General features: G+C 67.8%; 32 protein-coding genes. All 32 read left to right on the forward strand.

Annotation, left to right across the window (positions count from 1 at the left end; translation table 11 throughout):
• Positions 1–110 precede the first annotated feature (110 nt).
• The 32 genes from ABZU52_RS16230 (at position 111) to ABZU52_RS16385 (ending at position 24,318) form a co-directional block, all read left to right on the forward strand.
• The gene (locus tag ABZU52_RS16230; protein ID WP_354971843.1) at positions 111–3,998 is read left to right on the forward strand and encodes a DNA-directed RNA polymerase subunit beta'; all 3,888 of its coding nucleotides are present in this window, start codon (positions 111–113) and stop codon (positions 3,996–3,998) included.
• Between the two features lie 94 nt (positions 3,999–4,092).
• Positions 4,093–4,461: a hypothetical protein gene (locus ABZU52_RS16235; RefSeq protein ID WP_354971844.1), complete on the forward strand. Its 369-nt coding sequence runs from the start codon at positions 4,093–4,095 to the stop codon at positions 4,459–4,461.
• Positions 4,462–5,065: 604 nt separating this feature from the next.
• Positions 5,066–5,446 carry a hypothetical protein gene (locus tag ABZU52_RS16240; RefSeq protein ID WP_354971862.1) on the forward strand — a complete coding sequence of 127 codons (381 nt, stop codon included), beginning with the start codon at positions 5,066–5,068 and terminating at the stop codon, positions 5,444–5,446.
• 509 nt (positions 5,447–5,955) lie between these two features.
• Positions 5,956–6,330 carry a 30S ribosomal protein S12 gene (gene rpsL, locus ABZU52_RS16245; RefSeq protein ID WP_007465318.1) on the forward strand — a complete coding sequence of 125 codons (375 nt, stop codon included), beginning with the start codon at positions 5,956–5,958 and terminating at the stop codon, positions 6,328–6,330.
• Position 6,331: 1 nt separating this feature from the next.
• Positions 6,332–6,802 carry a 30S ribosomal protein S7 gene (gene rpsG / locus ABZU52_RS16250; protein ID WP_007465317.1) on the forward strand — a complete coding sequence of 157 codons (471 nt, stop codon included), beginning with the start codon at positions 6,332–6,334 and terminating at the stop codon, positions 6,800–6,802.
• 74 nt (positions 6,803–6,876) lie between these two features.
• Positions 6,877–8,973 (forward strand): elongation factor G, encoded by a 2,097-nt coding sequence (gene fusA, locus ABZU52_RS16255; RefSeq protein ID WP_354971845.1) that lies wholly within the window; start codon positions 6,877–6,879, stop codon positions 8,971–8,973.
• 212 nt (positions 8,974–9,185) lie between these two features.
• A complete protein-coding gene (gene tuf, locus ABZU52_RS16260; protein ID WP_030489585.1) occupies positions 9,186–10,379 on the forward strand; it encodes an elongation factor Tu in 1,194 nt (397 codons plus the stop codon).
• Between the two features lie 350 nt (positions 10,380–10,729).
• Positions 10,730–11,038, forward strand: coding sequence for a 30S ribosomal protein S10 (rpsJ, locus tag ABZU52_RS16265; protein ID WP_007073037.1), 309 nt, complete (start codon positions 10,730–10,732; stop codon positions 11,036–11,038).
• An 11-nt stretch (positions 11,039–11,049) separates the two neighbouring features.
• On the forward strand, positions 11,050–11,715 hold the full coding sequence (gene rplC, locus ABZU52_RS16270) for a 50S ribosomal protein L3 (protein WP_091402403.1): 666 nt from the start codon (positions 11,050–11,052) through the stop codon (positions 11,713–11,715).
• Positions 11,712–12,362, forward strand: coding sequence for a 50S ribosomal protein L4 (gene rplD, locus ABZU52_RS16275; RefSeq protein ID WP_030329890.1), 651 nt, complete (start codon positions 11,712–11,714; stop codon positions 12,360–12,362). The genes rplC and rplD overlap by 4 nt, the downstream gene beginning before the upstream one ends.
• The gene (gene rplW, locus ABZU52_RS16280) at positions 12,359–12,661 is read left to right on the forward strand and encodes a 50S ribosomal protein L23 (protein ID WP_007465304.1); all 303 of its coding nucleotides are present in this window, start codon (positions 12,359–12,361) and stop codon (positions 12,659–12,661) included. The genes rplD and rplW overlap by 4 nt, the downstream gene beginning before the upstream one ends.
• A gap of 12 nt (positions 12,662–12,673) precedes the next feature.
• Positions 12,674–13,513 carry a 50S ribosomal protein L2 gene (gene rplB, locus ABZU52_RS16285; protein WP_030329891.1) on the forward strand — a complete coding sequence of 280 codons (840 nt, stop codon included), beginning with the start codon at positions 12,674–12,676 and terminating at the stop codon, positions 13,511–13,513.
• Positions 13,514–13,525: 12 nt separating this feature from the next.
• Positions 13,526–13,807: a 30S ribosomal protein S19 gene (rpsS, locus tag ABZU52_RS16290; protein ID WP_007465299.1), complete on the forward strand. Its 282-nt coding sequence runs from the start codon at positions 13,526–13,528 to the stop codon at positions 13,805–13,807.
• 41 nt (positions 13,808–13,848) lie between these two features.
• Positions 13,849–14,307, forward strand: a complete 459-nt coding sequence (gene rplV / locus ABZU52_RS16295; protein WP_007465297.1) for a 50S ribosomal protein L22 — start codon at positions 13,849–13,851, stop codon at positions 14,305–14,307.
• Positions 14,307–15,176: a 30S ribosomal protein S3 gene (gene rpsC / locus ABZU52_RS16300; protein WP_091402401.1), complete on the forward strand. Its 870-nt coding sequence runs from the start codon at positions 14,307–14,309 to the stop codon at positions 15,174–15,176. Before rplV ends, rpsC begins: the two co-directional genes overlap by 1 nt.
• Before the next feature lie 3 nt (positions 15,177–15,179).
• Positions 15,180–15,605 (forward strand): 50S ribosomal protein L16, encoded by a 426-nt coding sequence (rplP, locus tag ABZU52_RS16305; protein WP_053653940.1) that lies wholly within the window; start codon positions 15,180–15,182, stop codon positions 15,603–15,605.
• Positions 15,605–15,841: a 50S ribosomal protein L29 gene (gene rpmC / locus ABZU52_RS16310; RefSeq protein WP_007465283.1), complete on the forward strand. Its 237-nt coding sequence runs from the start codon at positions 15,605–15,607 to the stop codon at positions 15,839–15,841. The genes rplP and rpmC overlap by 1 nt, the downstream gene beginning before the upstream one ends.
• Complete coding sequence (gene rpsQ, locus ABZU52_RS16315) at positions 15,838–16,116, forward strand: 30S ribosomal protein S17 (protein ID WP_354971846.1); 279 nt, start codon at positions 15,838–15,840, stop codon at positions 16,114–16,116. The genes rpmC and rpsQ overlap by 4 nt, the downstream gene beginning before the upstream one ends.
• Positions 16,117–16,217: 101 nt before the next feature.
• On the forward strand, positions 16,218–16,586 hold the full coding sequence (gene rplN / locus ABZU52_RS16320) for a 50S ribosomal protein L14 (RefSeq protein ID WP_007465279.1): 369 nt from the start codon (positions 16,218–16,220) through the stop codon (positions 16,584–16,586).
• A complete protein-coding gene (gene rplX, locus ABZU52_RS16325; protein ID WP_172899047.1) occupies positions 16,583–16,903 on the forward strand; it encodes a 50S ribosomal protein L24 in 321 nt (106 codons plus the stop codon). Before rplN ends, rplX begins: the two co-directional genes overlap by 4 nt.
• Positions 16,903–17,469 (forward strand): 50S ribosomal protein L5, encoded by a 567-nt coding sequence (gene rplE, locus ABZU52_RS16330; protein WP_091402385.1) that lies wholly within the window; start codon positions 16,903–16,905, stop codon positions 17,467–17,469. Before rplX ends, rplE begins: the two co-directional genes overlap by 1 nt.
• Before the next feature lies 1 nt (position 17,470).
• Positions 17,471–17,656 carry a type Z 30S ribosomal protein S14 gene (locus ABZU52_RS16335; RefSeq protein WP_272613587.1) on the forward strand — a complete coding sequence of 62 codons (186 nt, stop codon included), beginning with the start codon at positions 17,471–17,473 and terminating at the stop codon, positions 17,654–17,656.
• A gap of 116 nt (positions 17,657–17,772) precedes the next feature.
• A complete protein-coding gene (rpsH, locus tag ABZU52_RS16340) occupies positions 17,773–18,180 on the forward strand; it encodes a 30S ribosomal protein S8 (RefSeq protein ID WP_007465270.1) in 408 nt (135 codons plus the stop codon).
• A 16-nt stretch (positions 18,181–18,196) separates the two neighbouring features.
• Positions 18,197–18,739, forward strand: a complete 543-nt coding sequence (gene rplF / locus ABZU52_RS16345; protein ID WP_354971847.1) for a 50S ribosomal protein L6 — start codon at positions 18,197–18,199, stop codon at positions 18,737–18,739.
• 64 nt (positions 18,740–18,803) lie between these two features.
• Complete coding sequence (gene rplR / locus ABZU52_RS16350) at positions 18,804–19,181, forward strand: 50S ribosomal protein L18 (RefSeq protein ID WP_181518401.1); 378 nt, start codon at positions 18,804–18,806, stop codon at positions 19,179–19,181.
• 33 nt (positions 19,182–19,214) lie between these two features.
• The gene (gene rpsE, locus ABZU52_RS16355) at positions 19,215–19,829 is read left to right on the forward strand and encodes a 30S ribosomal protein S5 (protein WP_007465263.1); all 615 of its coding nucleotides are present in this window, start codon (positions 19,215–19,217) and stop codon (positions 19,827–19,829) included.
• Complete coding sequence (gene rpmD / locus ABZU52_RS16360; RefSeq protein ID WP_007465262.1) at positions 19,829–20,011, forward strand: 50S ribosomal protein L30; 183 nt, start codon at positions 19,829–19,831, stop codon at positions 20,009–20,011. The genes rpsE and rpmD overlap by 1 nt, the downstream gene beginning before the upstream one ends.
• Positions 20,011–20,454: a 50S ribosomal protein L15 gene (rplO, locus tag ABZU52_RS16365; RefSeq protein WP_030329906.1), complete on the forward strand. Its 444-nt coding sequence runs from the start codon at positions 20,011–20,013 to the stop codon at positions 20,452–20,454. The genes rpmD and rplO overlap by 1 nt, the downstream gene beginning before the upstream one ends.
• A 233-nt stretch (positions 20,455–20,687) precedes the next feature.
• Entirely contained in the window at positions 20,688–22,016 is a 1,329-nt protein-coding gene (secY, locus tag ABZU52_RS16370; protein WP_354971848.1) for a preprotein translocase subunit SecY, read from the forward strand.
• Entirely contained in the window at positions 22,017–22,670 is a 654-nt protein-coding gene (locus tag ABZU52_RS16375; RefSeq protein ID WP_088950228.1) for an adenylate kinase, read from the forward strand.
• Between the two features lie 87 nt (positions 22,671–22,757).
• Positions 22,758–23,609 (forward strand): type I methionyl aminopeptidase, encoded by an 852-nt coding sequence (gene map, locus ABZU52_RS16380; RefSeq protein WP_354971849.1) that lies wholly within the window; start codon positions 22,758–22,760, stop codon positions 23,607–23,609.
• A gap of 166 nt (positions 23,610–23,775) precedes the next feature.
• Positions 23,776–24,318, forward strand: coding sequence for a DUF1707 domain-containing protein (locus ABZU52_RS16385; RefSeq protein WP_354971850.1), 543 nt, complete (start codon positions 23,776–23,778; stop codon positions 24,316–24,318).
• The last annotated feature ends 153 nt before the right edge of the window (positions 24,319–24,471 follow it).

A 24,471-nucleotide genomic window follows, 5' to 3' on the forward strand; every position in this document is an offset into this window, starting at 1 on the left:
GGGGCCCGGCCTCGGTTCTATTGGTGGGGGGGTGGGGGGGGGGGGCCGGCCGCCCCGCCCCCCGACCCCACCCGAGAATTAGCAGTACAGACGACGACATAGGGGACATAGTGCTCGACGTCAACTTCTTCGACGAGCTGCGCATTGGTCTCGCCACCGCCGACGACATCCGTCAGTGGTCGCACGGCGAGGTCAAGAAGCCTGAGACGATCAACTACCGCACCCTGAAGCCGGAAAAGGACGGGCTCTTCTGCGAGAAGATCTTCGGTCCGCAGCGGGACTGGGAGTGCTACTGCGGTAAGTACAAGCGCGTCCGGTTCAAGGGCATCATCTGTGAGCGCTGCGGCGTCGAGGTGACTCGCTCCAAGGTCCGCCGTGAGCGGATGGGGCACATCGAGCTCGCTGCTCCGGTGACCCACATCTGGTACTTCAAGGGCGTTCCGAGCCGGCTGGGCTACCTGCTGGACCTCGCTCCCAAGGACCTCGAGAAGATCATCTACTTCGCCTCGTACGTCGTGACGAGCGTGGACGCGGAGTCGCGTCACCGTGACCTCTCGACGATCGAGAACGAGATCCTGGCCGAGAAGCGGCAGTCCGAGAACAGCCGCGACTCGGAGATCGAGAAGCGGGCCGCCAAGCTCGAGGCCGACCTGGCCGAGCTGGAGGCCGAGGGTGCCAAGGCGGACGTCCGGCGCAAGGTCAAGGAGGGCGGAGAGCGCGAGATGCGCCAGATCCGCGACCGGGCCCAGCGCGAGATCGACCGCCTGGACGAGGTGCTGGACACCTTCCGCAAGCTGGAGCCGAAGCAGCTGGTCACCGACGAGCTGCTCTACCGCGAGCTGCGTGACCGGTTCGGTGAGTACTTCACCGGTTCGATGGGCGCCGAGGCGATCAAGGCGCTGGTCCAGAACATGGACCTCGACGCCGAGGCCGAGAGCCTGCGGGAGACCATCCGGTCCGGCAAGGGCCAGCGGAAGATCCGGGCGCTCAAGCGACTCAAGGTCGTCGCGGCGTTCCTGAACACCCGCAACTCGCCGCTCGGCATGGTGCTGGACTGCGTCCCGGTCATCCCGCCGGACCTGCGCCCGATGGTGCAGCTCGACGGTGGCCGCTTCGCGACCTCGGACCTGAACGACCTGTACCGCCGCGTGATCAACCGGAACAACCGCCTCAAGCGGCTGATCGACCTCGGCGCGCCCGAGATCATCGTCAACAACGAGAAGCGGATGCTCCAGGAGGCCGTCGACGCGCTGTTCGACAACGGCCGTCGCGGCCGGCCGGTCACCGGTCCGGGTAACCGCCCGCTCAAGTCGCTGTCCGACATGCTCAAGGGCAAGCAGGGCCGGTTCCGCCAGAACCTGCTGGGCAAGCGCGTCGACTACTCCGGCCGTTCGGTCATCGTGGTCGGCCCGAAGCTCAAGCTGCACCAGTGCGGTCTGCCCAAGCAGATGGCGCTGGAGCTGTTCAAGCCGTTCGTGATGAAGCGGCTGGTCGACCTCAACCACGCACAGAACATCAAGTCCGCCAAGCGGATGGTCGAGCGTCAGCGCCCGGTCGTGTGGGACGTGCTGGAAGAGGTCATCGGCGAGCACCCGGTGCTGCTCAACCGGGCACCGACCCTGCACCGCCTGGGCATCCAGGCCTTCGAGCCGCAGCTGGTCGAGGGCAAGGCGATCCAGATCCACCCGCTGGTCTGCACCGCGTTCAACGCCGACTTCGACGGTGACCAGATGGCGGTGCACGTGCCGCTGTCCGCCGAGGCTCAGGCCGAGGCGCGGATCCTGATGCTGTCGTCGAACAACATCCTCAAGCCGGCCGACGGTAAGCCGGTCACCATGCCTACCCAGGACATGGTCATCGGTCTGTACCACCTCACCCACCTCACCGCCGGTGAGAAGGGCGAGGGTCGGGCGTTCAGCTCCGACGCCGAGGCGCGGATGGCCTTCGACAACGGCGAGCTGCACCTGCAGGCGCCGGTGAAGATCCGTCTGCGTGGCGTGGTCGGGGTCGACAACGGCGCTGGTGCCGATGCGTGGACCGCCCCGGAGGGCTGGGTCGAGGGTGACCCGCTGACCGTGGAGACCACCCTGGGTCGGGTGCTGTTCAACGAGACGCTGCCGCAGGGCTACCGCTTCGTGAACTACGAGATCCGCAAGGGTCAGCTCTCCGCGATCGTCAACGACCTCGCCGAGCGCTTCCCCAAGGTGGCGCTGGCCGCCACCCTGGACGGGCTCAAGGAGGCCGGTTTCCACTGGGCCACCTGGTCCGGCGTGACGATCGGCATGGAGGACGTCATCGCTCCGCCGCGCAAGGCGGAGATCCTGGCGAAGTACGAGAAGGACGCCGACCAGATCGACAAGCAGTACCAGCGTGGTCTGATGACCGCCGAGGAGCGTCGCGGCGAGCTCATCGAGATCTGGACCAAGGCGACCAACGAGGTCGCCAAGGAGATGGACACCGCGCTGCCGCAGGAGAACCCACTGTGGAAGATGATCCACTCGGGTGCTCGCGGTAACCTGCTCCAGCTCCGGCAGATCGCGGCGATCCGTGGTCTGGTGGCCAACCCCAAGGGCGAGATCATCCCGCGGCCGATCAAGGCCAGCTACCGGGAGGGTCTGTCCGTGCTGGAGTACTTCATCTCCACGCACGGTGCCCGTAAGGGTCTCGCCGACACCGCGCTGCGGACCGCCGACTCGGGTTACCTGACCCGTCGTCTGGTGGACGTCTCGCAGGACGTCATCATCCGCGAAGAGGACTGCGGCACCGACCGGGCGATCCCGATGCAGATCGGCGAAAAGCTGGACGGCAAGCTCGTCGTCCACACCCACGCCGAGACCAGCGTGCACGCCCGGACCCTCGCCGACGACATCAAGGGGCCGGACGGCACCGTGGTCGCCGAGCGCGGGCAGGACATCAACTCCATCGGGGTCGACAAGATCGTCGCCGCTGGTGTGGAGACCGTCCGGGTGCGCAGCGTGCTCACCTGCGAGTCGAAGCTGGGCGTCTGCGCGGCCTGCTACGGCCGGTCGCTGCCGACCGGTAAGTCGGTCGACATCGGCGAGGCGGTCGGCATCATCGCCGCCCAGTCCATCGGTGAGCCCGGTACGCAGCTGACGATGCGTACCTTCCACACCGGTGGTGTCGCGGGTGAGGACATCACCCAGGGTCTGCCGCGTGTCCAGGAAATCTTCGAGGCTCGGGTCCCGAAGGGTAAGGCGCCCATCGCCGACACCCCCGGTCGGATCCGGATCGAGGACGGCGAGCGCTCGCGCAAGATCATTGTGGTGCCGGACGACGGCAGCGAAGAGATCGTCTACGACAAGATCTCGAAGCGGGTCAAGCTCCGGACCCACGACGGCGGCCACGTCGCGGTCGGCGAGAAGCTGACCGAGGGCACCATCGACCCGCACGAGCTGCTGCGGATCATGGGTCCGCGGGCGGTCCAGGTCCACCTGACCAGTGAGGTCCAGGAGGTCTACCGCTCGCAGGGTGTGCTCATCCACGACAAGCACATCGAGATCATCATCCGCCAGATGCTCAAGCGGGTGACGGTCATCGACTCCGGCTCGACCGAGTTCCTGCCGGGTGTGCTCGTCGACCGGGCGCTGTTCGAGTCGGAGAACCGCCGGCTCGTCTCGGAGGGCGGCGAGCCCGCCGCTGGTCGTCCGGTGCTGATGGGTATCACCAAGGCCTCGCTGGCCACCGACTCCTGGCTCTCGGCGGCCTCCTTCCAGGAGACCACCCGGGTGCTGACCGACGCTGCGATCAACTCGCGCAGCGACTCGCTGGTCGGCCTCAAGGAGAACGTGATCATCGGAAAGCTCATCCCGGCCGGTACCGGCATCAGCAAGTACCGCAACGTCCGGGTCGAGCCGACCGAGGAGGCCAAGGCCAAGGTCTACTCGATGACCGGTTACCCGGAGACCGACTACGGGTTCGGGCCGGCCAGCGGGCAGGCAGTGCCGCTGGACGACTTCGACTTCGGGTCGTACCGCTAAGCACCAGTCACACGACGAGGCCCCCGGTGAAAGCCGGGGGCCTCGTCGTGTCCGTGCCCACCCACCCCCGGGCCGGGTTCGGCATGATGGGGGTATGACGACCGCACCCGGGCAGGTGTTCGTCGCCCAGCAGGGCGTGCGCCACCCGCTGGACCCGGACCCGGCCCGCGCCACGAAGGCGCGGGCGGTCTTCGCGCTGGGCCTGCTCGGCATGCTGACCGGGCTGTTCATCGGTGGCGTGGTGCCGGCCACGGTGGCCCTGCAACTGGCCCGGCAGGCGCGCCGCGATGCGTACGCCTCGGGGGGTTTCCTGACCGGCAGCGTCTGGCTGCGACGGGGGGAGTGGATGGCCTGGACCGGCCTGGTGCTGGTCGCGGTCAGCGTGGTGGCCGCGGTGGTCATCGGGGTGGTCCGGTTGGCCGGCGCCCCGTTCGGCCACGACTACCCGGCGAACATGGACTGAGTCGCCGGTGGCCGCGCCCGGCGCGGGCGGCGGCGCTCCCGGCGGTAGCCTGGCCGATGTCCGCCGTGTGGCGGTGGCGGCCTTTCGACAGGAGGACCTCGTGACGGAACCGGCGCGGCCCCCTGCGGAGGATCCGGCCGACTCTGCCGACCCGCCGGCTCCTCCCGCGGGGCCGAGTGACTGGGCGCGGCCGGGCCCAGACGGCGAGCCGCAGCCACCGGTGTCGACCCCGGGTCCGCCGCCGCCTCCCGGCTGGGGTCCGACCGGCCCGGGCACGGCACCCGGCTCCGGCCAGCCGTACCCGGTCTCCAGCGCGCCGACCTCGACGCCGCAGGGCTGGGGCCCACCGTCGTCCGGGCCCGGTATGCCGCCCGGCTGGGGCCCGCAGGCCGCTGGTTCGGGAGTGCCGTACGGCTGGGGTCCGCCGCCGTCCGGGCCGGGTGCGCCGGCGGGGTGGGGTCCGCCGCCCGGGTGGGGTCCGCCGCCGTCCGGGCCGGGGGCGCCGCCTGGCTGGGGTCCGCCGGGGTACGGGCCCGGGTGGGGTGGTACGCCGGGGCGTTCGGTCCCGCCGCCCAGTGACGACCAGCGTCGGCCGCCGAAGCGGGTGGAGGCGGTCGCGGGTACGCCGTTCGGCGTCGTGCACCTGGACGTGGCGCCGGTCACCTCCGGGCTGGCCATCGGGGCGCTGGTGGCGGGGATCGCGTCGGTCCTGGTCTCGCTGCTGGTGATCTGCTTCGGAGTCGCCTTCAAGAACGACGGCGGGGCCTGGGCCTCCGGCGCGTTCGCCGCGCTGGGTGTGCTGGCCGGCGGAGCGGCGGTCGTCATCGGGCTGCTCGGCCGGCGGCAGATCCGGCGGCCGACCGCGCCACCCGCGGTCCAGTTCACCGGCAGCGGGCTGGCGATGGCCGGGATCAGCTGCGGCGCGGTGGGGGCACTGCTCAGCCTGCTGGGCCTGGGTCTGGCCCTGCTCCTCGCGCTGACGTGAGGGTGATCACCGAGAGATCCGGCACCTGACGGGGTTTTCCCGCGGAGGGCTTCCGGTCCCGCCGGGGGCGATGGGTGCTTCTGCGGGGAAGCCGGTACACTTGTATTCGTAGGTGCCCATCGCGGGCGACGGGGCAGGACGAGATCCGGCCGGCGGGTGTGAGACAGTCGCCGGGCCATTCCGTTTTGACCTGGGCGGTTGTGGTAGGTACTCTTTCCCCTTGTGCCCGGGCATGCCCGGGCAACTCGTGCGTGCGCTGTTTCCGGCTTACGGACGGCGGCACGACAAGCTTAAAGATCCGGGGCGGGGCGACCCGCGTGCCGGTGACAAAACCCGGTATGCACGCGAGAGCGTCGCAACGGGGCCGTGACGAGGGCGACACGCCCGACCGCGGGTGCCGGGGTCTCCGCAAGGTGACCCTGGTCGGAATGTAGGAGAGCCGGTCATCAGGCCGGCTAACGAGCAGACGGCGCGGTCGCGAATGCGGCCGAAGGGAGCGGAGAAACCCGGTGCCCACGATCCAGCAGCTGGTCCGAAAGGGCCGCCAGGCGAAGACGACCAAGACCAAGACCCCGGCGCTGAAGGGTTCCCCTCAGCGGCGCGGCGTGTGCACCCGCGTGTACACCACCACCCCGAAGAAGCCGAACTCGGCGCTGCGCAAGGTCGCTCGCGTGAAGCTCAGCAGCCAGATCGAGGTGACCGCCTACATCCCCGGCGTCGGTCACAACCTGCAGGAGCACTCGATCGTGCTCGTTCGCGGTGGCCGGGTGAAGGACCTCCCCGGCGTGCGTTACAAGATCGTTCGCGGCTCGCTGGACACCCAGGGCGTCCGCAACCGCAAGCAGGCGCGCAGCCGTTACGGCGCGAAGAAGGAGAAGAGCTGACATGCCGCGTAAGGGACCCGCTCCGCGGCGGCCACTGGTCGCTGACCCGGTGTACAACTCGCCGCTGGTCACCCAGCTGGTGAACAAGATCCTGCTCCGCGGCAAGCGTCAGCTCGCCGAATCCATCGTGTACGCGGCCCTTGAGGGCTGCCGCGAGAAGTCCGGCACCGACCCGGTCGTCACCCTCAAGCGGGCGATGGACAACGTCAAGCCGACCCTCGAGGTGCGTAGCCGTCGGGTCGGTGGCGCCACCTACCAGGTTCCGGTCGAGGTCCGCCCGACCCGGGCGACCACCCTGGGCCTGCGCTGGCTGGTCACGTACTCCCGCGCCCGGCGCGAGAAGACCATGGTCGAGCGGCTGATGAACGAGCTGCTGGACGCGAGCAACGGCCTCGGTGCCGCCGTCAAGCGGCGCGAGGACACGCACAAGATGGCCGAGTCGAACAAGGCCTTCGCGCACTACCGCTGGTAACACCCTGGTTCCGGCGCCTCCGGGCGCCGGAACCGCCACCAGTTGAGTCGAGACGACGATAAGTAGGGATTGAAGTGGCCGCCGCAGACGCGCTCGCCAACGTACGCAACATCGGCATCATGGCGCACATCGATGCCGGTAAGACCACGACCACCGAGCGAATCCTCTTCTACACCGGCATCACGTACAAGATCGGTGAGGTCCACGAGGGCGCCGCCGTCATGGACTGGATGGAGCAGGAGCAGGAGCGTGGTATCACCATCACCTCCGCTGCTACCAAGTGTGAGTGGAAGGGCCACACGATCCAGATCATCGACACGCCTGGCCACGTCGACTTCACGGTCGAGGTCGAGCGGTCGTTGCGTGTCCTGGATGGTGCGGTCGCGGTTTACGACGGTGTCGCCGGCGTGGAGCCGCAGACGGAGAACGTCTGGCGGCAGGCCGACAAGTACAACGTCCCGCGTATGTGCTTCGTCAACAAGCTCGACCGGACCGGCGCCGACTTCTTCCGCTGCGTGCAGATGATGATCGACCGGCTGAACGCCACCCCGCTGGTGCTCCAGATCCCGATCGGGCTCGAGGGTGACCACATCGGTGTCGTCGACCTGATCGGCATGCGCGCCCTCACCTGGCGCGGGGAGACCCAGAAGGGTGATGACTACGCGGTTGAGGAGATCCCGGCCGACCTGGCCGACTCCGCTGCCGAGTGGCGCGAGAAGCTGATGGAGACCCTCGCCGACGTCGACGACTCGGTGATGGAGAAGTACCTGGAAGGCGAAGAGGTCTCCGTCGAGGAGATCAAGGCCGCCATCCGGCGTGCCACCATCGCCGGCAAGGCCAACCCGGTGCTCTGCGGCTCGGCGTTCAAGAACAAGGGCGTCCAGCCCATGCTCGACGCCGTGGTCGACTTCCTGCCGTCGCCGCTGGACGTTCCGGCGATCGAGGGTACGGCCACCGACGGCGAGACCCCGCTGCTGCGTAAGCCGTCCAACTCGGAGCCCTTCTCCGGTCTGGCCTTCAAGATCCAGACGGACAAGCACCTGGGCAAGCTCACCTACGTGCGGGTCTACTCCGGCACGCTCGATTCCGGTTCCCAGGTGGTCAACTCCACCAAGGACCGTAAGGAGCGCATCGGCAAGATCTACCAGATGCACGCCAACAAGCGGGAAGAGCGTCCGTCGGCGCAGGCCGGCGACATCATCGCCGTGCAGGGTCTCAAGCAGACCACCACCGGCGACACGCTCTCCGACCCGGCGAACCCGGTCATCCTGGAGTCGATGACCTTCCCGGAGCCGGTCATCTCGGTGGCGATCGAGCCGAAGACCAAGTCCGACCAGGAGAAGCTGGGCACCGCCATCCAGCGCCTGGCCGAGGAGGACCCGACCTTCCGCGTCCAACTGGACGAGGAGACCGGTCAGACGGTCATCTCCGGCATGGGTGAGCTGCACCTGGACATCCTGGTCGACCGGATGCGCCGCGAGTTCAACGTCGAGGCCAACGTCGGCAAGCCGCAGGTGGCGTACCGCGAGACCATCCGCCGCAAGGTGGAGAAGGTCGAGTACACCCACAAGAAGCAGACCGGTGGTTCCGGCCAGTACGCCCGCGTGATCGTGAGCGTCGAGCCGCTTCCGCTGGACAACGACTCGCCGACCTACGAGTTCGCCAACGCCGTCAGCGGCGGCCGCATCCCCCGGGAGTTCATCCCCTCGGTGGACGCCGGTGCGCAGGACGCGCTGCAGTACGGCATCCTGGCGGGCTTCCCGCTGGTCGGCGTGAAGCTGACCCTGCTGGATGGCCAGTACCACGAGGTCGACTCGTCGGAAATGGCATTCAAGATCGCCGGCTCGATGGTGATGAAGGACGCGGCCCGCAAGGCCGATCCGGCACTGCTCGAGCCGATGATGGCCGTTGAAGTCACCACTCCTGAGGAGAACATGGGTGACGTCATCGGTGACCTCAACTCCCGCCGCGGCATCATCCAGGCGATGGAGGAGCGCAGCGGCGCCCGCATCGTCCGGGCCCTGGTGCCGTTGTCGGAGATGTTCGGCTACGTCGGCGACCTGCGGTCGAAGACCCAGGGCCGGGCTAGCTACAGCATGCAGTTCGACTCCTACGCCGAGGTTCCGCAGAGCGTCGCGAAGGAGATCATCGCCAAGGCAACGGGCGAGTAGCGCCCTGAGCAGGTGATTCGTGGTTGGTCGCGGGAGGGTTCACCCGCCTGCGGCCACCACGATCGGATCGCGTGAGACCGGGCCTGTAGGCTTCATCGCCGCAGAACCCACAAAGGCTCTCCGGCCGTCAGGCCGGAAAGGCTGTCGACAGAGTCCTAAGCGCCGACCGGCGCGCCGGGCGTACGAACCAAGAAGTCCACAGGAGGACACCAGTGGCGAAGGCTAAGTTCGAGCGGACTAAGCCGCACGTCAACATCGGCACCATTGGTCACATCGACCACGGTAAGACGACGCTGACGGCGGCCATCACCAAGGTCCTGCACGACCAGTACCCGGACCTGAACCCCTACACGCCGTTCGACGAGATCGACAAGGCGCCGGAGGAGAAGGCCCGCGGCATCACGATCTCGATCGCGCACGTCGAGTACCAGACCGAGTCGCGGCACTACGCGCACGTCGACTGCCCTGGGCACGCCGACTACATCAAGAACATGATCACCGGTGCCGCGCAGATGGACGGCGCGATCCTGGTGGTCGCGGCGACCGACGGCCCGATGCCGCAGACCCGCGAGCACGTGCTGCTGGCCCGTCAGGTCGGTGTGCCGTACATCGTCGTGGCGCTCAACAAGAGCGACATGGTCGATGACGAGGAGCTCCTGGAGCTCGTCGAGCTCGAGGTCCGTGAGCTGCTCTCCTCGCAGGAGTACCCGGGTGACGACCTGCCGGTCGTTCGGGTTTCGGCGTTGAAGGCCCTCGAGGGTGACCCCGAGTGGACCGGCAAGCTGCTGGACCTGATGACCGCTGTCGACACCTCGATCCCGCAGCCGGAGCGCGAGGTTGACAAGCCGTTCCTGATGCCGGTTGAGGACGTCTTCACGATCACCGGTCGTGGCACCGTCGTCACCGGTCGCGTGGAGCGCGGCGTTCTCCTGCCGAACGAGGATGTTGAGCTCGTCGGTATCAAGGAGAAGAGCTTCAAGACCAAGGTCACCGCGATCGAGATGTTCCGGAAGACCCTGGACGACGCTCGCGCAGGCGAGAACGTCGGCCTGCTGCTGCGTGGCACCAAGCGCGACGAGGTCGAGCGCGGCATGGTCGTCGTGAAGCCGGGCTCGAACACCCCGCACACGGAGTTCGAGGCGACGGTCTACATCCTCTCCAAGGAGGAGGGCGGCCGGCACACCCCGTTCTTCCAGAACTACCGTCCGCAGTTCTACTTCCGGACCACTGACGTCACCGGTGTCGTCACCCTCCCCGAGGGCACCGAGATGGTCATGCCGGGTGACAACACCTCGATGTCGGTGAAGCTGATCCAGCCCATCGCCATGGAGGAGAACCTCAAGTTCGCGATCCGCGAGGGTGGCCGCACCGTCGGCGCCGGGTTCGTCACCAAGATTAACAAGTGAACTAGGTAACCCCGATTAGACCCGCCGCCGGTCGTGCGGCATACTAGTCAGGTTGCGTAACGACAGTTCGTCGCCTGTGTTCGGCTTTCGCTGAACCTCCGGGTGGCGAGACAGTCGAGCGTGGGGTGGTTGGCGGCCCAGTCGCCAACCACCCTCGCACGGCGTTCAGGTCGCGGTAGTGCGATCGGCGCCTTGACCCACCGCGCGGTCAGCACCACTCCGGAACCACGGGGCGGAGCTCGGCCCGAGGGCGCGACACGCCCGACCGCGGGGGTCGGCGAAGTGGGCCTGTGCCAGCCGGTACAGGCGCCCGCAACACAGCGGCATCGAGAGAAGGAACAGAAGCCACCATGGCGGGACAGAAGATCCGCATCCGGCTCAAGGCCTATGACCACGAGGTCGTCGACTCCTCGGCTCGGAAGATCGTCGAGACGGTGACGCGCACCGGGGCGCAGGTCGCGGGCCCGGTGCCGCTGCCCACGGAGATCAACCGTTTCTGCGTTATCCGCTCGCCGCACAAGTACAAGGACTCGCGCGAGCACTTCGAGATGCGCACGCACAAGCGGCTGATCGACATCATCGACCCGACCCCGAAGACGGTCGACTCGCTCATGCGCCTCGACCTGCCGGCTGGCGTCGACATCGAGATCAAGCTGTAGGGACCGGACAAATGGACAGGCAAGTCAAGGGGATCCTGGGCGCCAAGCTCGGCATGACCCAGGTCTGGGAGAACAACCGTGTTGTTCCCGTGACCGTGGTCGAGGCCGGCCCGTGCGTCATCAGCCAGGTTCGTAGCGCCGAGAAGGACGGTTACTCCGCGGTCCAGCTCGCGTACGGCACCATCGACCCGCGCAAGGTCAAGAAGCCGATCAGCGGGCACTACGCCAAGGCGGACGTGGCGCCGCGCCGGCACATCGTCGAGCTGCGCACCACGGACGCCGGGGAATACTCGCTCGGCCAGGAAGTCACTGTCGAGGAGTTCCCGGCCGGCGTCACCATCGACGTCACCGGCAAGACCAAGGGCAAGGGCTACGCCGGCCCGATGAAGCGGCACGGCTTCCACGGTCTGGGCGCCGGGCACGGCGTCGAGCGCAAGCACCGCTCGCCCGGCTCCATCGGCGCCTGCGCCACTCCGGGTCGTGTCTTCAAGGGCACCCGGATGGCCGGCCGTATGGGTGGCGTGCGGTACACCGTGCAGAACCTCACCGTCCAGGCGGTCGACACCGAGAACAACCTGCTGCTCGTCCGGGGTGCCATTCCTGGTCCCAAGGGCGCGCTCGTTCTGGTCCGTACCGCGGCCAAGAGCAAGGTGAAGAAGGGCGGTGCGGCCAAGTGACCACCGTTGACGTGCGCACCGTCGAAGGCACCACCAGCGGCTCCGTGGAGCTGCCGGCGGACATCTTCGACGTGCAGGCCAACGTCGCGCTGATGCACCAGGTCGTGGTGGCCCAGCTCGCGGCGGCCCGACAGGGCACGCACAAGGCCAAGACCCGCGGCGAGGTCGCCGGTGGCGGCAAGAAGCCGTACAAGCAGAAGGGCACCGGTCGCGCCCGGCAGGGCTCGATCCGCGCGCCGCAGTTCGCCGGCGGTGGCGTCGTGCACGGTCCCGTGCCGCGCGACTACAGCCAGCGGACCCCGAAGAAGATGAAGGCCGCCGCTCTGCGCGGTGCCCTCTCCGACCGGGCCCGCGCCGGGCAGGTGCACGTCGTCGAGGCGTTCGTCTCGGGCGAGAAGCCGTCGACCAAGGCGGCCCTGGCCACGCTGACCAAGCTCACCGAGGCCCGTCGGGTCCTGGTCGTGCTGAGCAGCACCGACGAGCTGAACTGGGTGTCGCTGCGCAATGAGCCGCGGGTGCACCTGATCGAGTCCGGCCAGCTGAACACGTACGACGTGCTCGTGGCCGACGACGTGGTCTTCACCAAGGACGCCCTGGACGAGTTCCTGGGCGTGCCCGCCGAGACCACCGAGGAGGGTGGCAAGTGAGCACGATCGCCGACCCGCGCGACATCATTGTGGCGCCGGTCGTCTCGGAGAAGAGCTACAGCGAGCTGAACCGGAACTGGTACACCTTCCTGGTGCACCCGGACGCGAACAAGACCGAGATCAAGATCGCTATCCAGCAGATCTTCAACGTCCGCGTCCTGACGGTCAACACGCTCAACCGCCAGGGTAAGCGCAAGCGCACCAAGACCGGCTTCGGTCAGCGCAAGGCGACCAAGCGGGCGATCGTGAAGCTGGCTGACGGTGACCGCATCGAGGCCTTCGGCGGCCCGGTCAGCTGAGGGGTGTAGACAATGGCTATCCGTAAGTACAAGCCGACGACGCCGGGCCGACGTGGCTCGAGTGTCGCTGACTTCGCCGAGATCACCCGGTCCACGCCGGAGAAGTCGCTGCTGGCTCCGTTGCCGAAGAAGGGCGGGCGTAACGCCCACGGCCGGATCACCACGCGGCACCACGGTGGCGGTCACAAGCGCCAGTACCGTCTGATCGACTTCAAGCGGGTCGACAAGGACGGCGTGCCGGCGAAGGTCGCTCACATCGAGTACGACCCGAACCGCACGGCGCGCATCGCGCTGCTGCACTACGCCGACGGCGAGAAGCGGTACATCATCGCGCCGAAGGACATGAAGCAGGGCGACCGCGTCGAGTCCGGCCCGGGCGCCGACATCAAGCCGGGTAACAACCTGCCGCTGCGCAACATCCCGGTCGGTACCACCATCCACAACGTGGAGCTGCGTCCGGGCGGCGGGGCCAAGCTGGCCCGTTCCGCGGGCGTCGGCATCCAGCTGCTCGGCCGCGAGGGCGCGTACGCGACCCTGCGTATGCCGTCCGGTGAGATCCGGCGGGTGGACGTGCGCTGCCGCGCCAGCATCGGCGAGATCGGCAACGCCGACCAGTCGAACATCAACTGGGGTAAGGCCGGCCGGATGCGGTGGAAGGGCAAGCGCCCGACCGTCCGTGGTGTCGCCATGAACCCGGTCGACCACCCGCACGGTGGTGGTGAGGGTAAGACCTCCGGTGGTCGCCACCCGGTCAACCCGCAGGGTAAGCCCGAGGGCCGCACCCGCCGTAAGGGCCAGCCGAGTGACCGGCTGATCGTCCGCCGTCGCTACGCCACGCGTAAGCGCGGCTGAGGGAGATAAGACATGCCTCGCAGCCTGAAGAAGGGCCCGTTCGTCGACGACCACCTGCTCAAGAAGGTGGAAGTTCAGAACGACAAGGGCTCCAAGAACGTGATCAAGACCTGGTCGCGGCGCTCGACGATCATCCCGGAGATGCTGGGGCACACGATCGCCGTGCATGACGGACGCAAGCACGTCCCGGTGTTCGTGACCGAGGCGATGGTCGGGCACAAGCTCGGCGAGTTCGCGCTGACCCGCACGTTCAAGGGTCACGAGAAGGACGACCGGAAGAGCCGTCGGCGCTGACGCCGCGGGCATACGGATAGAGGGAACAAGGGGTTACAGCGATGCCAGGAAAGGGCGACGCTCCGGTGCTTCCGGGCGCGCGGGCGGTTGCGCGGCACGTGCGCATCTCGCCGATGAAGGCGCGCCGGGTGGTCAACCTCGTCCGCGGCCTGCCCGCGAAGGAGGCGCTCACGGTGCTGCAGTTCGCGCCGCAGGCTGCGAGCGAGCAGGTGTACAAGGTGCTCGCTAGCGCGATCGCCAACGCGGAGAACAACGAGCGGCTGGACCCCGACGCGCTGCTCGTCAGCGAGGCCTTCGTGGACGAGGGCCCGACGATGAAGCGGTTCCAGCCGCGGGCGCAGGGTCGGGCGTACCGGATCCGCAAGCGCACCTGCCACATCACCGTGGCGGTCGAAGCGGTCGCGCCGGCAGCGCCGAGGAAGGCCGCGGCGAAGAAGGCCGCCCCGGCCACGGAGGCCGCACCGGCCGAAGCGCAGAGCAAGACGGAGGACGCCGAGTAATGGGTCAGAAGGTTCACCCCACTGGGTTCCGGCTCGGCATCTCGACCGACTGGAAGTCCCGCTGGTTCGCGGACAAGCTCTACAAGGACTACATCGGCGAGGATGTCAAGATCCGCCGGATGATGTCCAAGGGCCTCGAGCGTGCCGGGATTTCCAAGGTCGACATCGAGCGCACCCGCGACCGGGTCCGGGTCGACATCCACACCGCCCGGCCGGGCATCGTCATCGGCCGTAAGGGTGCGGAGGCCGACCGGATCCGCGGCGAGCTTGAGAAGCTCACCGGCAAGCAGGTTCAGCTGAACATCATCGAGGTGAAGAACCCCGAGTCGGACGCTCAGCTGGTCGCGCAGGGCGTGGCCGAGCAGCTGTCCAGCCGGGTCAGCTTCCGTCGGGCGATGCGCAAGGCCATGCAGTCGGCGATGAAGAACCCGGTCTGCAAGGGCATCCGGGTTCAGGTCTCGGGTCGCCTCGGCGGCGCCGAGATGAGCCGGACCGAGTTCTACCGTGAGGGCCGGGTTCCGCTGCACACGCTGCGGGCCAACATCGAGTACGGCTTCTTCGAGGCCCGTACCACGTTCGGTCGGATCGGTGTGAAGGTCTGGATCTACAAGGGCGACGCCGTCCCGGGCCGGGAGGCTCCGGCCGAGGCCGGTCCGTCCCGCCCGCGTCGTGGTGAGCGCGGCGACCGTCCCGAGCGTCCGCGCCGTGGCCGGTCGGGTTCGTCCGGCACCACGGCTGGTGGCACCGAGGCCGGTCGGGCTGCTGCGACCACCATCGCGCAGCAGGCCGAGACGCCGAGCGGCGAGCCGGTGGACAGCGCAGCTGTCGCCGCCACTGCTGCTCCGGCAGAAACGCAGCAGGAGGGCTGACAGATGCTGATGCCGCGCAAGCCCCCGAAGGGCTTCCGCAAGCCGCACCACCCGGACCGCAGTGGCGCGTCCAAGGGTGGTAACCGGGTGGTGTTCGGCGAGTTCGGGATCCAGGCTCTCGAGCCGGCGTACGTGACGAACCGACAGATCGAGTCGGCACGTATCGCGATGACTCGCCACATCAAGCGTGGTGGCAAGGTCTGGATCACGATCTTCCCGGACCAGGCCCTCACCAAGAAGCCTGCCGAGACCCGGATGGGTTCCGGTAAGGGTTCGCCCGAGTGGTGGGTCGCCAACGTCAAGCCGGGGCGGGTTCTCTTCGAGATGTCCTTCCCCAACGAGCAGACCGCGCGAGAGGCCATGCGTCGCGCGATCCACAAGCTCCCGATGAAGTGCCGCATTGTTACGCGCGAAGTGGGTGAATCCTGATGGCAGCGGGCGTTAAGGCGACCGAGCTGCGTGAGCTCTCCGAAGAGGAGCTGGTCACGAAGCTGCGGGAGGCCAAGGCGGAGCTGTTCAACCTCCGCGTGCAGGCCGCAACCGGGCAGCTGGACAACAACCGGCGGTTGCAGGTCATCCGTCGGGAGATCGCCCGGATCTACACGATCATGCGCGAGCGCGAGCTGGGGCTCTCGGCCGCGCCGACTGAGGTGACTGCATCATGACCGAGAACACCACCACTGACGCCACGCGCTCGCGCCGTAAGGTCCGTGAGGGCCTGGTGGTCAGCGACAAGATGGACAAGACCGTCGTGGTCGAGGTCGAGGACCGGGTTCGGCACGCGCTGTACGGCAAGATCATGCGCCGTACCCGCAAGCTGAAGGTGCACGACGAGCAGAACGCCGCCGGCATCGGCGACCGGGTCCTGATCATGGAGACCCGGCCGCTGAGCGCCACGAAGCGTTGGCGGATCGTGGAGATCCAGGAAAAGGCCAAGTAGCGAAGGCTCGATCTCGCCCGGCGTTGCGTCGGGCGTAGGTTCCGCCAGGCTCCGGCCGGCCGCTACGGCGGCCGGAGAACCGGCAGACATAGGAGATAGACGTGATTCAGCAGGAGTCGCGACTGCGCGTCGCCGACAACACGGGTGCTCGGGAGATCCTGTGCATCCGGGTTCTCGGTGGCTCGGGTCGGCGCTACGCGAGCATCGGCGACGTCATCGTTGCCACGGTCAAGGACGCGATCCCGGGTGCCGGTGTGAAGAAGGGCGACGTCGTCAAGGCTGTCGTCGTTCGCACGGCCAAGGAGAGGCGTCGTCCGGACGGCTCGTACATCCGCTTCGACGAGAACGCCGCCGTCATCATCAAGGACGGCGGGGACCCGCGCGGAACCCGTATCTTCGGCCCGGTGGGCCGCGAGCTGCGGGACAAGCGGTTCATGAAGATTATTTCCCTCGCGCCGGAGGTGTTGTGACCGTGAAGGTCAAGAAGGGCGACACGGTCGTCGTCATCGCCGGCAAGGACAAGGGCGCCAAGGGCAAGGTCATTCAGGCCTACCCGCGGCAGGACAAGGTCCTGGTCGAGGGCGTGAACCGGGTCAAGAAGCACACCCGTATCAGCACCACCCAGCGTGGCGCCAAGACCGGCGGCATCGTCACTCAGGAGGCCCCGATCCACGTCTCGAACGTGCAGGTCCTGGACTCCGACGGCAAGCCGACCCGCGTCGGTTACCGGATCGACGACAACGGCCAGAAGGTCCGCATCGCGCGTAGCACCGGTAAGGACCTGTGATGACCACGGCTACCGAAAAGACCCTGCCGCGCCTCAAGGAGCGGTACCGCAACGAGATCGTGGCCCAGTTGCGTGAGCAGCGCAGCTACGGCAACCCCATGCAGGTGCCGCGGCTGGTCAAGATCGTCGTCAACATGGGTGTCGGCGAGGCTGCTCGCGACGCCAAGCTGATCGACGGTGCGGTCCGCGACCTCGCCACGATCACCGGCCAGAAGCCGCAGGTGCGGCGGGCGACCAAGTCCATCGCGCAGTTCAAGCTCCGCGAGGGCATGCCGATCGGCGCGAAGGTCACCCTTCGCGGCGACCGGATGTGGGAGTTCATGGACCGGCTGCTCTCCATCGCGCTGCCGCGTATCCGCGACTTCCGCGGCCTGGACGGGCGCAAGCTGGACGGGCACGGCAACTACACGTTCGGTCTGACCGAGCAGTCGGTGTTCCACGAGATCGACCAGGACCGGATCGATCGCCAGCGGGGCATGGACATCACGGTGGTCACCACCGCCACGACTGACGACGAGGGCCGGGCGCTGCTCAAGCTCCTGGGCTTCCCGTTCAAGGAGAACTGAGATGGCCAAGAAGGCGCTGATCATCAAGGCGGCCGCGAAGCCGAAGTTCTCGGTTCGCGCGTACACCCGCTGCCAGCGGTGCGGGCGTCCGAAGGCGGTCTACCGCAAGTTCGGGCTCTGCCGGATCTGCATCCGGGAGATGGCCCACCGCGGTGAGCTGCCGGGTGTGTCCAAGGCTTCCTGGTAAGGGCGACCGCGTCCCGGCCGTCGGCCGGGAACTCCTGCACCGATTAGGTATTGCTCTTCGCCGTAGGCCCGGAGCTGATGCTCCGGGAACCCCGGCGAGAAAGGCTGACGAAATCCATGACGATGACCGACCCGATCGCAGACATGCTCACGCGTCTGCGTAACGCCAACCAGGCGTACCACGATCAGGTGAAGATGCCCTACTCCAAGATCAAGGCGAACATCGCCGAGGTCTTGAAGGCAGAGGGTTACATCGCCACCTGGTCGGTCGAGGAGCCCGAGGAGGGCGCCGTCGGCAAGCGACTGGTCGTCGAGCTGAAGTACGGCCAGAACCGCGAGCGGAGCCTGGCCGGCATCAAGCGCGTGTCCAAGCCCGGTCTCCGGGTGTACGCCAAGTCGGACGGGCTCCCGCGGGTGCTCGGTGGGCTGGGCGTGGCGATCATTTCGACGTCCCAGGGGCTGCTGACCGACCGGCAGGCCCGCAAGCGGAGTGTTGGCGGGGAAGTCCTCGCCTTCGTCTGGTAACGGGAGACAGGTAGAAATGTCGCGAATTGGACGTAAGTCGATCCCGGTACCAGCCGGCGTCGACATCACGATCGACGGGCAGACCGTCAAGGTCAAGGGCCCCAAGGGCCAGCTTGAGCACACCCTCGCCGAGCCGATCACGATCGAGCGGGCCGAGGATGGGCAGCTGAGCGTCAACCGGCCCAACGACGAGCGCAAGGCCAAGGAACTCCACGGCCTGAGCCGTACGCTGGTTGCCAACATGATCGTCGGGGTCACCGAGGGCTACCGCAAGAGCCTGGAGATCGCCGGCACCGGTTACCGGGTCACCGCCAAGGGTTCGGACCTCGAGTTCGCGCTCGGGTTCTCGCACCCGGTGGTCGTCCCCGCCCCGGCGGGCATCACCTTCACGGTGGAGCGGCCGACCCTGTTCCACGTGGCTGGCATCGACAAGCAGCAGGTCGGTGAGGTCGCCGCCAACATCCGGAAGATCCGCCCGCCGGAGCCCTACAAGGGCAAGGGCGTCAAGTACCAGGGCGAGGTCATCCGCCGCAAGGCCGGTAAGGCAGGTAAGAAGTAATGGGCGAGGTCATCCGCCCCAGCTACGCCAAGGCTGGAAAGGCAGGTAAGAAGTGAGCGCCACGCTGCTCAAGCGCCGCCGCGGTGTCGCCGCCAAGCGCGCCGTTGGGCGTGCGCGTCGACACTTCCGCGTCCGCAAGAACGTCAGCGGTACGGCCGAGCGTCCGCGCCTGGTCGTCACCCGCTCGCTGCGGCACATGGTCGCCCAGGTCGTCGACGACACCAAGGGTCACACCCTGGCGTCGGCGTCGACCCTGGACGCCTCGCTGCGCGGTGCGGAGGGCGACAAGAGCGCCCTGGCTGGCAAGGTGGGCGCCCTGCTCGCCGAGCGGGCCAAGGCCGCCGGCGTCTCCAAGGTCGTCTTCGACCGCGGTGGCAACCGGTACGCGGGGCGAGTCGCCGCGCTTGCCGACGCCGCCCGCGAAGCCGGGCTCGAGTTCTAACAACCCCGTCACGAGAGAGAAGGAAGGCTGCTGATGCCAGGTCAACAGCGCCGTGGCGGCGGGTCCGGTGGCAACGAGGGTGGTCGCCGCGACAACCGCCGTGAGGGCGGCCGCGGAAACGCGCCCGTCGAGAAGACCCCGCACCTTGAGCGGGTCGTCGCGATCAACCGCGTCGCCAAGGTCGTGAAGGGTGGTCGTCGCTTCAGCTTCACCGCCCTGGTGATCGTGGGCGACGGCGACGGCACGGTCGGCGTGGGCTACGGAAAGGCCAAGGAGGTGCCCGCGGCCATCGCCAAGGGTGTCGAGGAGGCCAAGAAGCACTTCTTCAAGGTTCCGCGGATCGGTCAGTCGATCCCGCACCCGGTGACGGGTGAGGACGCCGCTGGTGTGGTGCTGCTCAAGCCGGCCTCGGCCGGTACGGGTGTCATCGCCGGTGGACCGGTGCGTGCCGTGCTGGAGTGCGCCGGGATCCACGACGTGCTCTCCAAGAGCCTCGGCTCGTCGAACCCGATCAACATCGTGCACGCCACCGTGGCGGCCCTGAAGGGGCTTGAGTCCCCCGAGCAGGTCGCGGCGCGTCGTGGTCTGCCGGTGGAGGACGTCGCGCCGGCTGCCATGCTGGCGTCGCGGGCGGGGGTGGCGCGCTGATGGCACGCCTGAAGGTCACCCAGCTCCGGTCCGGTATCGGGACCAAGCACAACCAGCGTGAGTCGCTGCGTTCGCTCGGTCTCAAGCGGATCAACGACGTGGTGGTCAAGGAGGACCGGCCCGAGATCCGCGGCATGATCTTCACTGTGAGCCACCTCGTGAAGGTCGAGGAGGTCGAGTAATGACGATCAAGGTGCATCACCTGCGCCCGGCACCCGGTTCCAAGACCGCGAAGACCCGTGTGGGTCGCGGTGAGGGTTCCAAGGGCAAGACCGCTGGCCGCGGTACCAAGGGCTCCAAGGCCCGCAAGAACATCTCGGCGGCGTTCGAGGGTGGGCAGATGCCCATCCACATGCGCCTGCCGAAGATGAAGGGCTTCAAGAACAAGTTCAAGGTGGTCTTCCAGGTGGTCAACCTGGACCGACTCGCTGAGCTGTTCCCGAACGGTGGTCAGGTCGGCCCGCTGGAGCTGGTTGAGTCCGGCGCGGTCCGCAAGGGTCACCCGGTCAAGGTCCTCGGCACCGGGGATCTCGGCGGTGTGGCGCTCCAGGTGTCTGCGCACGCGTTCAGTGCGTCGGCCAAGGAGAAGATCGCCGCCGCCGGTGGCTCCGTCACCGAGCTGTAAGGCGTACGACCATGGCGCCCGTCCAGTTGATAGCAACTGGCGGGCGCCATGGTCTGCCTGGGGCTATGAACGCCCGGTAATATCGGAATCGATTTATGTAGTCGGGCGCATCTGCCCGGACCGGGGTGAGGCTGTTAGAGTCCCATCCCAGCCATGGATTGCGGGCACTCGCCCGTGATCCACCCCGACCCGCCAGGGATCACCGGCGGCCCGCCTCGCGCAGGAGGAAGAAGTTGCTGTCCGCCTTTCTCAGTGCGTTCCGTACGCCTGACCTGCGCAAGAAGCTGCTGTTCACAGTAGGCATCATCGCGGTCTACCGGCTGGGTGCAACGCTCCCCAGCCCGGGCGTCTCGTACGGCAACGTGCAGAAGTGCCTCGACACCATCCAGGGTGACACCACCGGGGTGGTGAACCTTCTCAACCTCTTCTCCGGCGGAGCGCTGCTCCAGCTCTCGGTCTTCGCGCTGGGCATCATGCCCTACATCACCGCGTCGATCATCCTGCAGCTGCTGACCGTCGTGATCCCGCGCCTGGAGCAGCTCCGCAAGGAGGGCCAGGCCGGTCAGGCGAAGATCACCCAGTACACCCGCTACCTGACCCTCGGTCTCGGTGTGCTGCAGGCGTCGGCGTTCGTGGCCCTGGCCCGCTCGGGCCAGCTGTTCCAGAACCGCTGCGACCAGTTCCCGATCATCCCGACCGGCACCGGCATCCCGGACTGGCTGACCCTGGCCATCCTGGTGATGACGATGACCGCCGGCACCGGCATGGTCATGTGGCTCGGTGAGCTGATCACCGACCGCGGCGTCGGCAACGGCATGTCCGTCCTGATCTTCACCTCGATCGCGGCGCGGCTGCCCGGCGAGGGCTGGCAGATCAAGACCAGCAAGGGCTGGGACATGTTCGCCCTGGTCATCGCGCTGGTCCTGGTGGTCATCACCGCCGTCACCTTCATCGAGCAGGCGCAGCGCCGGATCCCGGTGCAGTACGCCAAGCGGATGATCGGCCGGCGGATGTACGGCGGCACCTCGACCTACATCCCGCTCAAGGTCAACCAGGCGGGTGTGATCCCGGTCATCTTCGGGTCGTCGCTGCTCTACCTGCCGCAGTTGGCGCTGCAGTTCTTCGACCAGACCGACCCGGGCAAGACCCAGTCGTGGATCCAGAACAACCTGGTCAACCCGAGCAGCCCGATCTACATCTCGGTCTACTTCCTGCTGATCATCTTCTTCACGTACTTCTACGTCTCGATCACGTTCAACCCGACCGAGGTCGCGGACAACATGAAGAAGTACGGCGGGTTCGTGCCGGGCATCCGCCCGGGCAAGCCGACCGCCGACTACCTGGACTTCATCCTCAGCCGGATCACCCTGCCGGGCGCGATCTACCTCGGCGTCATCTCGATCCTGCCGAACTTCTTCTTCATCTGGCTGGACAACCAGCAGTACCAGAACTTCCCGTTCGGCGGCACCGCTGTGCTCATCATGGTCGGCGTCGGTCTGGAGACCGTTAAGCAGATCGAGAGCCAACTCATGCAGCGGAACTACGAAGGGTTCCTGCGGTAGATGAGACTCGTTCTGGTTGGCCCGCCGGGCGCGGGCAAGGGCACACAGGCCGAGTTCATCGCCGCACACCTCTCGGTGCCGAAGATCTCGACCGGAGACATCTTCCGGTCGAACGTCACCCAGGGCACGCCACTTGGTGTCGAGGCGAAGCGGTACATGGACGCGGGCGAGCTGGTTCCGGACGAGGTCACCATCAACATGGTCCGGGACCGGCTGGCCGAGCCCGACGCCAGCGAGGGTTTCCTGCTCGACGGCTTCCCGCGGACGACTCCGCAGGCCGCCGCTCTGGACAAGCTCCTCGCTGATCTGGGCACCGCCCTGGATCTGGTCCTGGAGTTGGTCGTCGACGACGACGAGGTGATCCGGCGGCTCTCTGGCCGGCGTACCTGCCGGGGCTGCGGCAAGATCTGGCACGTCGAGTTCGACGCCACCACCCGCCCCGGCATCTGTGACCGGTGCGGCGCCGAGCTGTTCCAGCGCGACGACGACAAGCCGGAGACGATCGCCACGCGGCTTCGTGAGTACAGCGAGAAGACCGCACCCCTGGTCGACTACTACGGCGCTCAGGGCAAGCTGGTCGGGATCGACGCCACCGGCCCGGTGGAGGACGTCACCACCCGGGCCATCGACGCGTTGCGGTCGTACGGCGGCTGAGGTCCGGCCGGGCCACGGCGGATAGAGTGCGAACAGCGGGGTACGCGTCATGTGCCCCGCTGTTCGGCAACGAAAGGTAACCGCTCCATGCGTCGTCCCCAGCTGGACATCCAGCTGAAGACCCCTGACCAGATCGAGAAGATGCGGGCCGCCGGGCTGGTGGTGGCCGAGGCACTGCGCCGGATGCGGGAGGCTGTCGCCCCCGGCGTGAGCACCGCCGATCTGGACGCCATCGCCGAGGCGACCATCCGCGAGGCGGGTGGCGTCCCGTCGTTCAAGGGCTACCACGGTTTTCCGGCGTCGATCTGCTCCTCGGTCAACGAGCAGATCGTGCACGCCATCCCGTCGCCGCAGCAGGTGCTCCAGGCTGGCGACCTGATCTCCATCGACTGCGGCGCGGTGCTGGACGGGTGGCACGGCGACTCCGCGATCACGGTCGGGGTCGGCGACGTCGACCCGGCGCTGCTGAAGATGGCCGAGGTCGCCGAGGACGCGATGTGGGCTGGCATCGCCGCCGCCGCGCGTGGCGCGGCCAGCGGCAAGGGCCGCCTCACTGACATCTCGCACGCCGTGGAGACCGCTGTCCGCAAGGGCGGCCGGTACGGCATCGTCGACGGCTACGGCGGGCACGGCATCGGCACCGAGATGCACCAGGACCCGCACGTGCTCAACCACGGTCGGCCGGGCAAGGGTCCCCGACTGGTCCCCGGAATGGCGCTGGCCATCGAACCGATGATCACCATGGGGTCCCCGCGCACGGCCGAGTTGGCCGACGGGTGGACGGTCGTCACCCGGGACGGCTCGGTGGCCGCGCACGTCGAGCACTCGATGGCTCTGCTGCCGGACGGGGTCTGGGTGCTCACCGCGTTCGACGGCGGCCGGGCCCGCCTGGGCGACCTGGTCACCGCCCGCCAACCCGCCGCCTCAAAGACCCCCTGACCCCACCCCGGCCCAGGCCGCCCCGGCCCATCCCGGCCCACCCCCGGCCCACCCCCGTTGATCATGAAGTTATTGCCCTGACACGCCGGTGAGGCTGGCAACAACTTCATGATCAGCCGAGGTGTGGGGTCGGGCAGGCTGGTGCGACGGTGGCATGCTTGCCAGCATGGACGGGCGCGACGGGATGCGAGCCGCAGACTCGGACCGTGCGGCGGTGGCCGACCGGTTGCGGGTCGCCCTCGACGAGGGTCGGCTGGATCTGCACGAGTACGACGAGCGGTTGCAGCGGGCCTACGCAGCACGCACGTACGCCGACCTTGAGGCCCTGCTCACCGACCTGCCGCCAGTGACACCAGCGCAGCGGTCCGGCCTGGCCCCGACCGCCGTGCCGACGGTGAGCCCGCTGGGTGACCAGCTCGGCCAGGTCCCCACCCGGGGCGTCACCGCCCGCTGGCTGGCTGAGGTGTGGTTCCCGTACCTGCGGGTGATCGCCATCGTGGTGACCATCTGGGCGGTGACGTCGCTGCTCAGCCAGGAGCTGCTCTACTTCTGGCCGGCTTGGGTGGCCGGTCCGTGGGGCGCGGTGCTGGTGGTCCGCACGGTCACCGGCCTGGCCGGGCAGGAGCCCCAGCGCCAAGCCGTCAAGCGCCAGCGCCGCCGAGAACGCAAACAGGCAAAGCGAGCCATCAACCCAGACAACCCCCAGTAACCTCCAGACCCTGCCGCCGCCCCCCGGACCTGCCCCCGGCCCCCCGGACCTGCCCCCGGCCCCCCGGATCCCCACCCCCTTAGCTCCCCGTTGATCATGAAGTTATTTGGAAGTCACGGCCGAGCTGGTGGGAAAAACATAAATGAAGACGGG

This window comes from Micromonospora sp. NPDC005220, from assembly GCF_040607895.1.
GTDB lineage: Bacteria > Actinomycetota > Actinomycetes > Mycobacteriales > Micromonosporaceae > Micromonospora.

Bases quoted from the DNA above. Each gene is read 5' to 3' on its own strand.
- ABZU52_RS16235 (WP_354971844.1), top strand. From the start codon at position 4,093: ATGACGACCGCACCCGGGCAGGTGTTCGTCGCCCAGCAGGGCGTGCGC.
- rpsG (WP_007465317.1), top strand. From the start codon at position 6,332: ATGCCGCGTAAGGGACCCGCTCCGCGGCGGCCACTGGTCGCTGACCCG.
- rpsJ (WP_007073037.1), top strand. From the start codon at position 10,730: ATGGCGGGACAGAAGATCCGCATCCGGCTCAAGGCCTATGACCACGAG.
- rplC (WP_091402403.1), top strand. From the start codon at position 11,050: ATGGACAGGCAAGTCAAGGGGATCCTGGGCGCCAAGCTCGGCATGACC.
- rplB (WP_030329891.1), top strand. From the start codon at position 12,674: ATGGCTATCCGTAAGTACAAGCCGACGACGCCGGGCCGACGTGGCTCG.
- rpsS (WP_007465299.1), top strand. From the start codon at position 13,526: ATGCCTCGCAGCCTGAAGAAGGGCCCGTTCGTCGACGACCACCTGCTC.
- rplV (WP_007465297.1), top strand. From the start codon at position 13,849: ATGCCAGGAAAGGGCGACGCTCCGGTGCTTCCGGGCGCGCGGGCGGTT.
- rpsC (WP_091402401.1), top strand. From the start codon at position 14,307: ATGGGTCAGAAGGTTCACCCCACTGGGTTCCGGCTCGGCATCTCGACC.
- rplP (WP_053653940.1), top strand. From the start codon at position 15,180: ATGCTGATGCCGCGCAAGCCCCCGAAGGGCTTCCGCAAGCCGCACCAC.
- rpmC (WP_007465283.1), top strand. From the start codon at position 15,605: ATGGCAGCGGGCGTTAAGGCGACCGAGCTGCGTGAGCTCTCCGAAGAG.
- rpsQ (WP_354971846.1), top strand. From the start codon at position 15,838: ATGACCGAGAACACCACCACTGACGCCACGCGCTCGCGCCGTAAGGTC.
- rplE (WP_091402385.1), top strand. From the start codon at position 16,903: ATGACCACGGCTACCGAAAAGACCCTGCCGCGCCTCAAGGAGCGGTAC.
- ABZU52_RS16335 (WP_272613587.1), top strand. From the start codon at position 17,471: ATGGCCAAGAAGGCGCTGATCATCAAGGCGGCCGCGAAGCCGAAGTTC.
- rpsH (WP_007465270.1), top strand. From the start codon at position 17,773: ATGACGATGACCGACCCGATCGCAGACATGCTCACGCGTCTGCGTAAC.
- rplF (WP_354971847.1), top strand. From the start codon at position 18,197: ATGTCGCGAATTGGACGTAAGTCGATCCCGGTACCAGCCGGCGTCGAC.
- rpsE (WP_007465263.1), top strand. From the start codon at position 19,215: ATGCCAGGTCAACAGCGCCGTGGCGGCGGGTCCGGTGGCAACGAGGGT.
- rpmD (WP_007465262.1), top strand. From the start codon at position 19,829: ATGGCACGCCTGAAGGTCACCCAGCTCCGGTCCGGTATCGGGACCAAG.
- rplO (WP_030329906.1), top strand. From the start codon at position 20,011: ATGACGATCAAGGTGCATCACCTGCGCCCGGCACCCGGTTCCAAGACC.
- ABZU52_RS16375 (WP_088950228.1), top strand. From the start codon at position 22,017: ATGAGACTCGTTCTGGTTGGCCCGCCGGGCGCGGGCAAGGGCACACAG.
- map (WP_354971849.1), top strand. From the start codon at position 22,758: ATGCGTCGTCCCCAGCTGGACATCCAGCTGAAGACCCCTGACCAGATC.
- ABZU52_RS16385 (WP_354971850.1), top strand. From the start codon at position 23,776: ATGGACGGGCGCGACGGGATGCGAGCCGCAGACTCGGACCGTGCGGCG.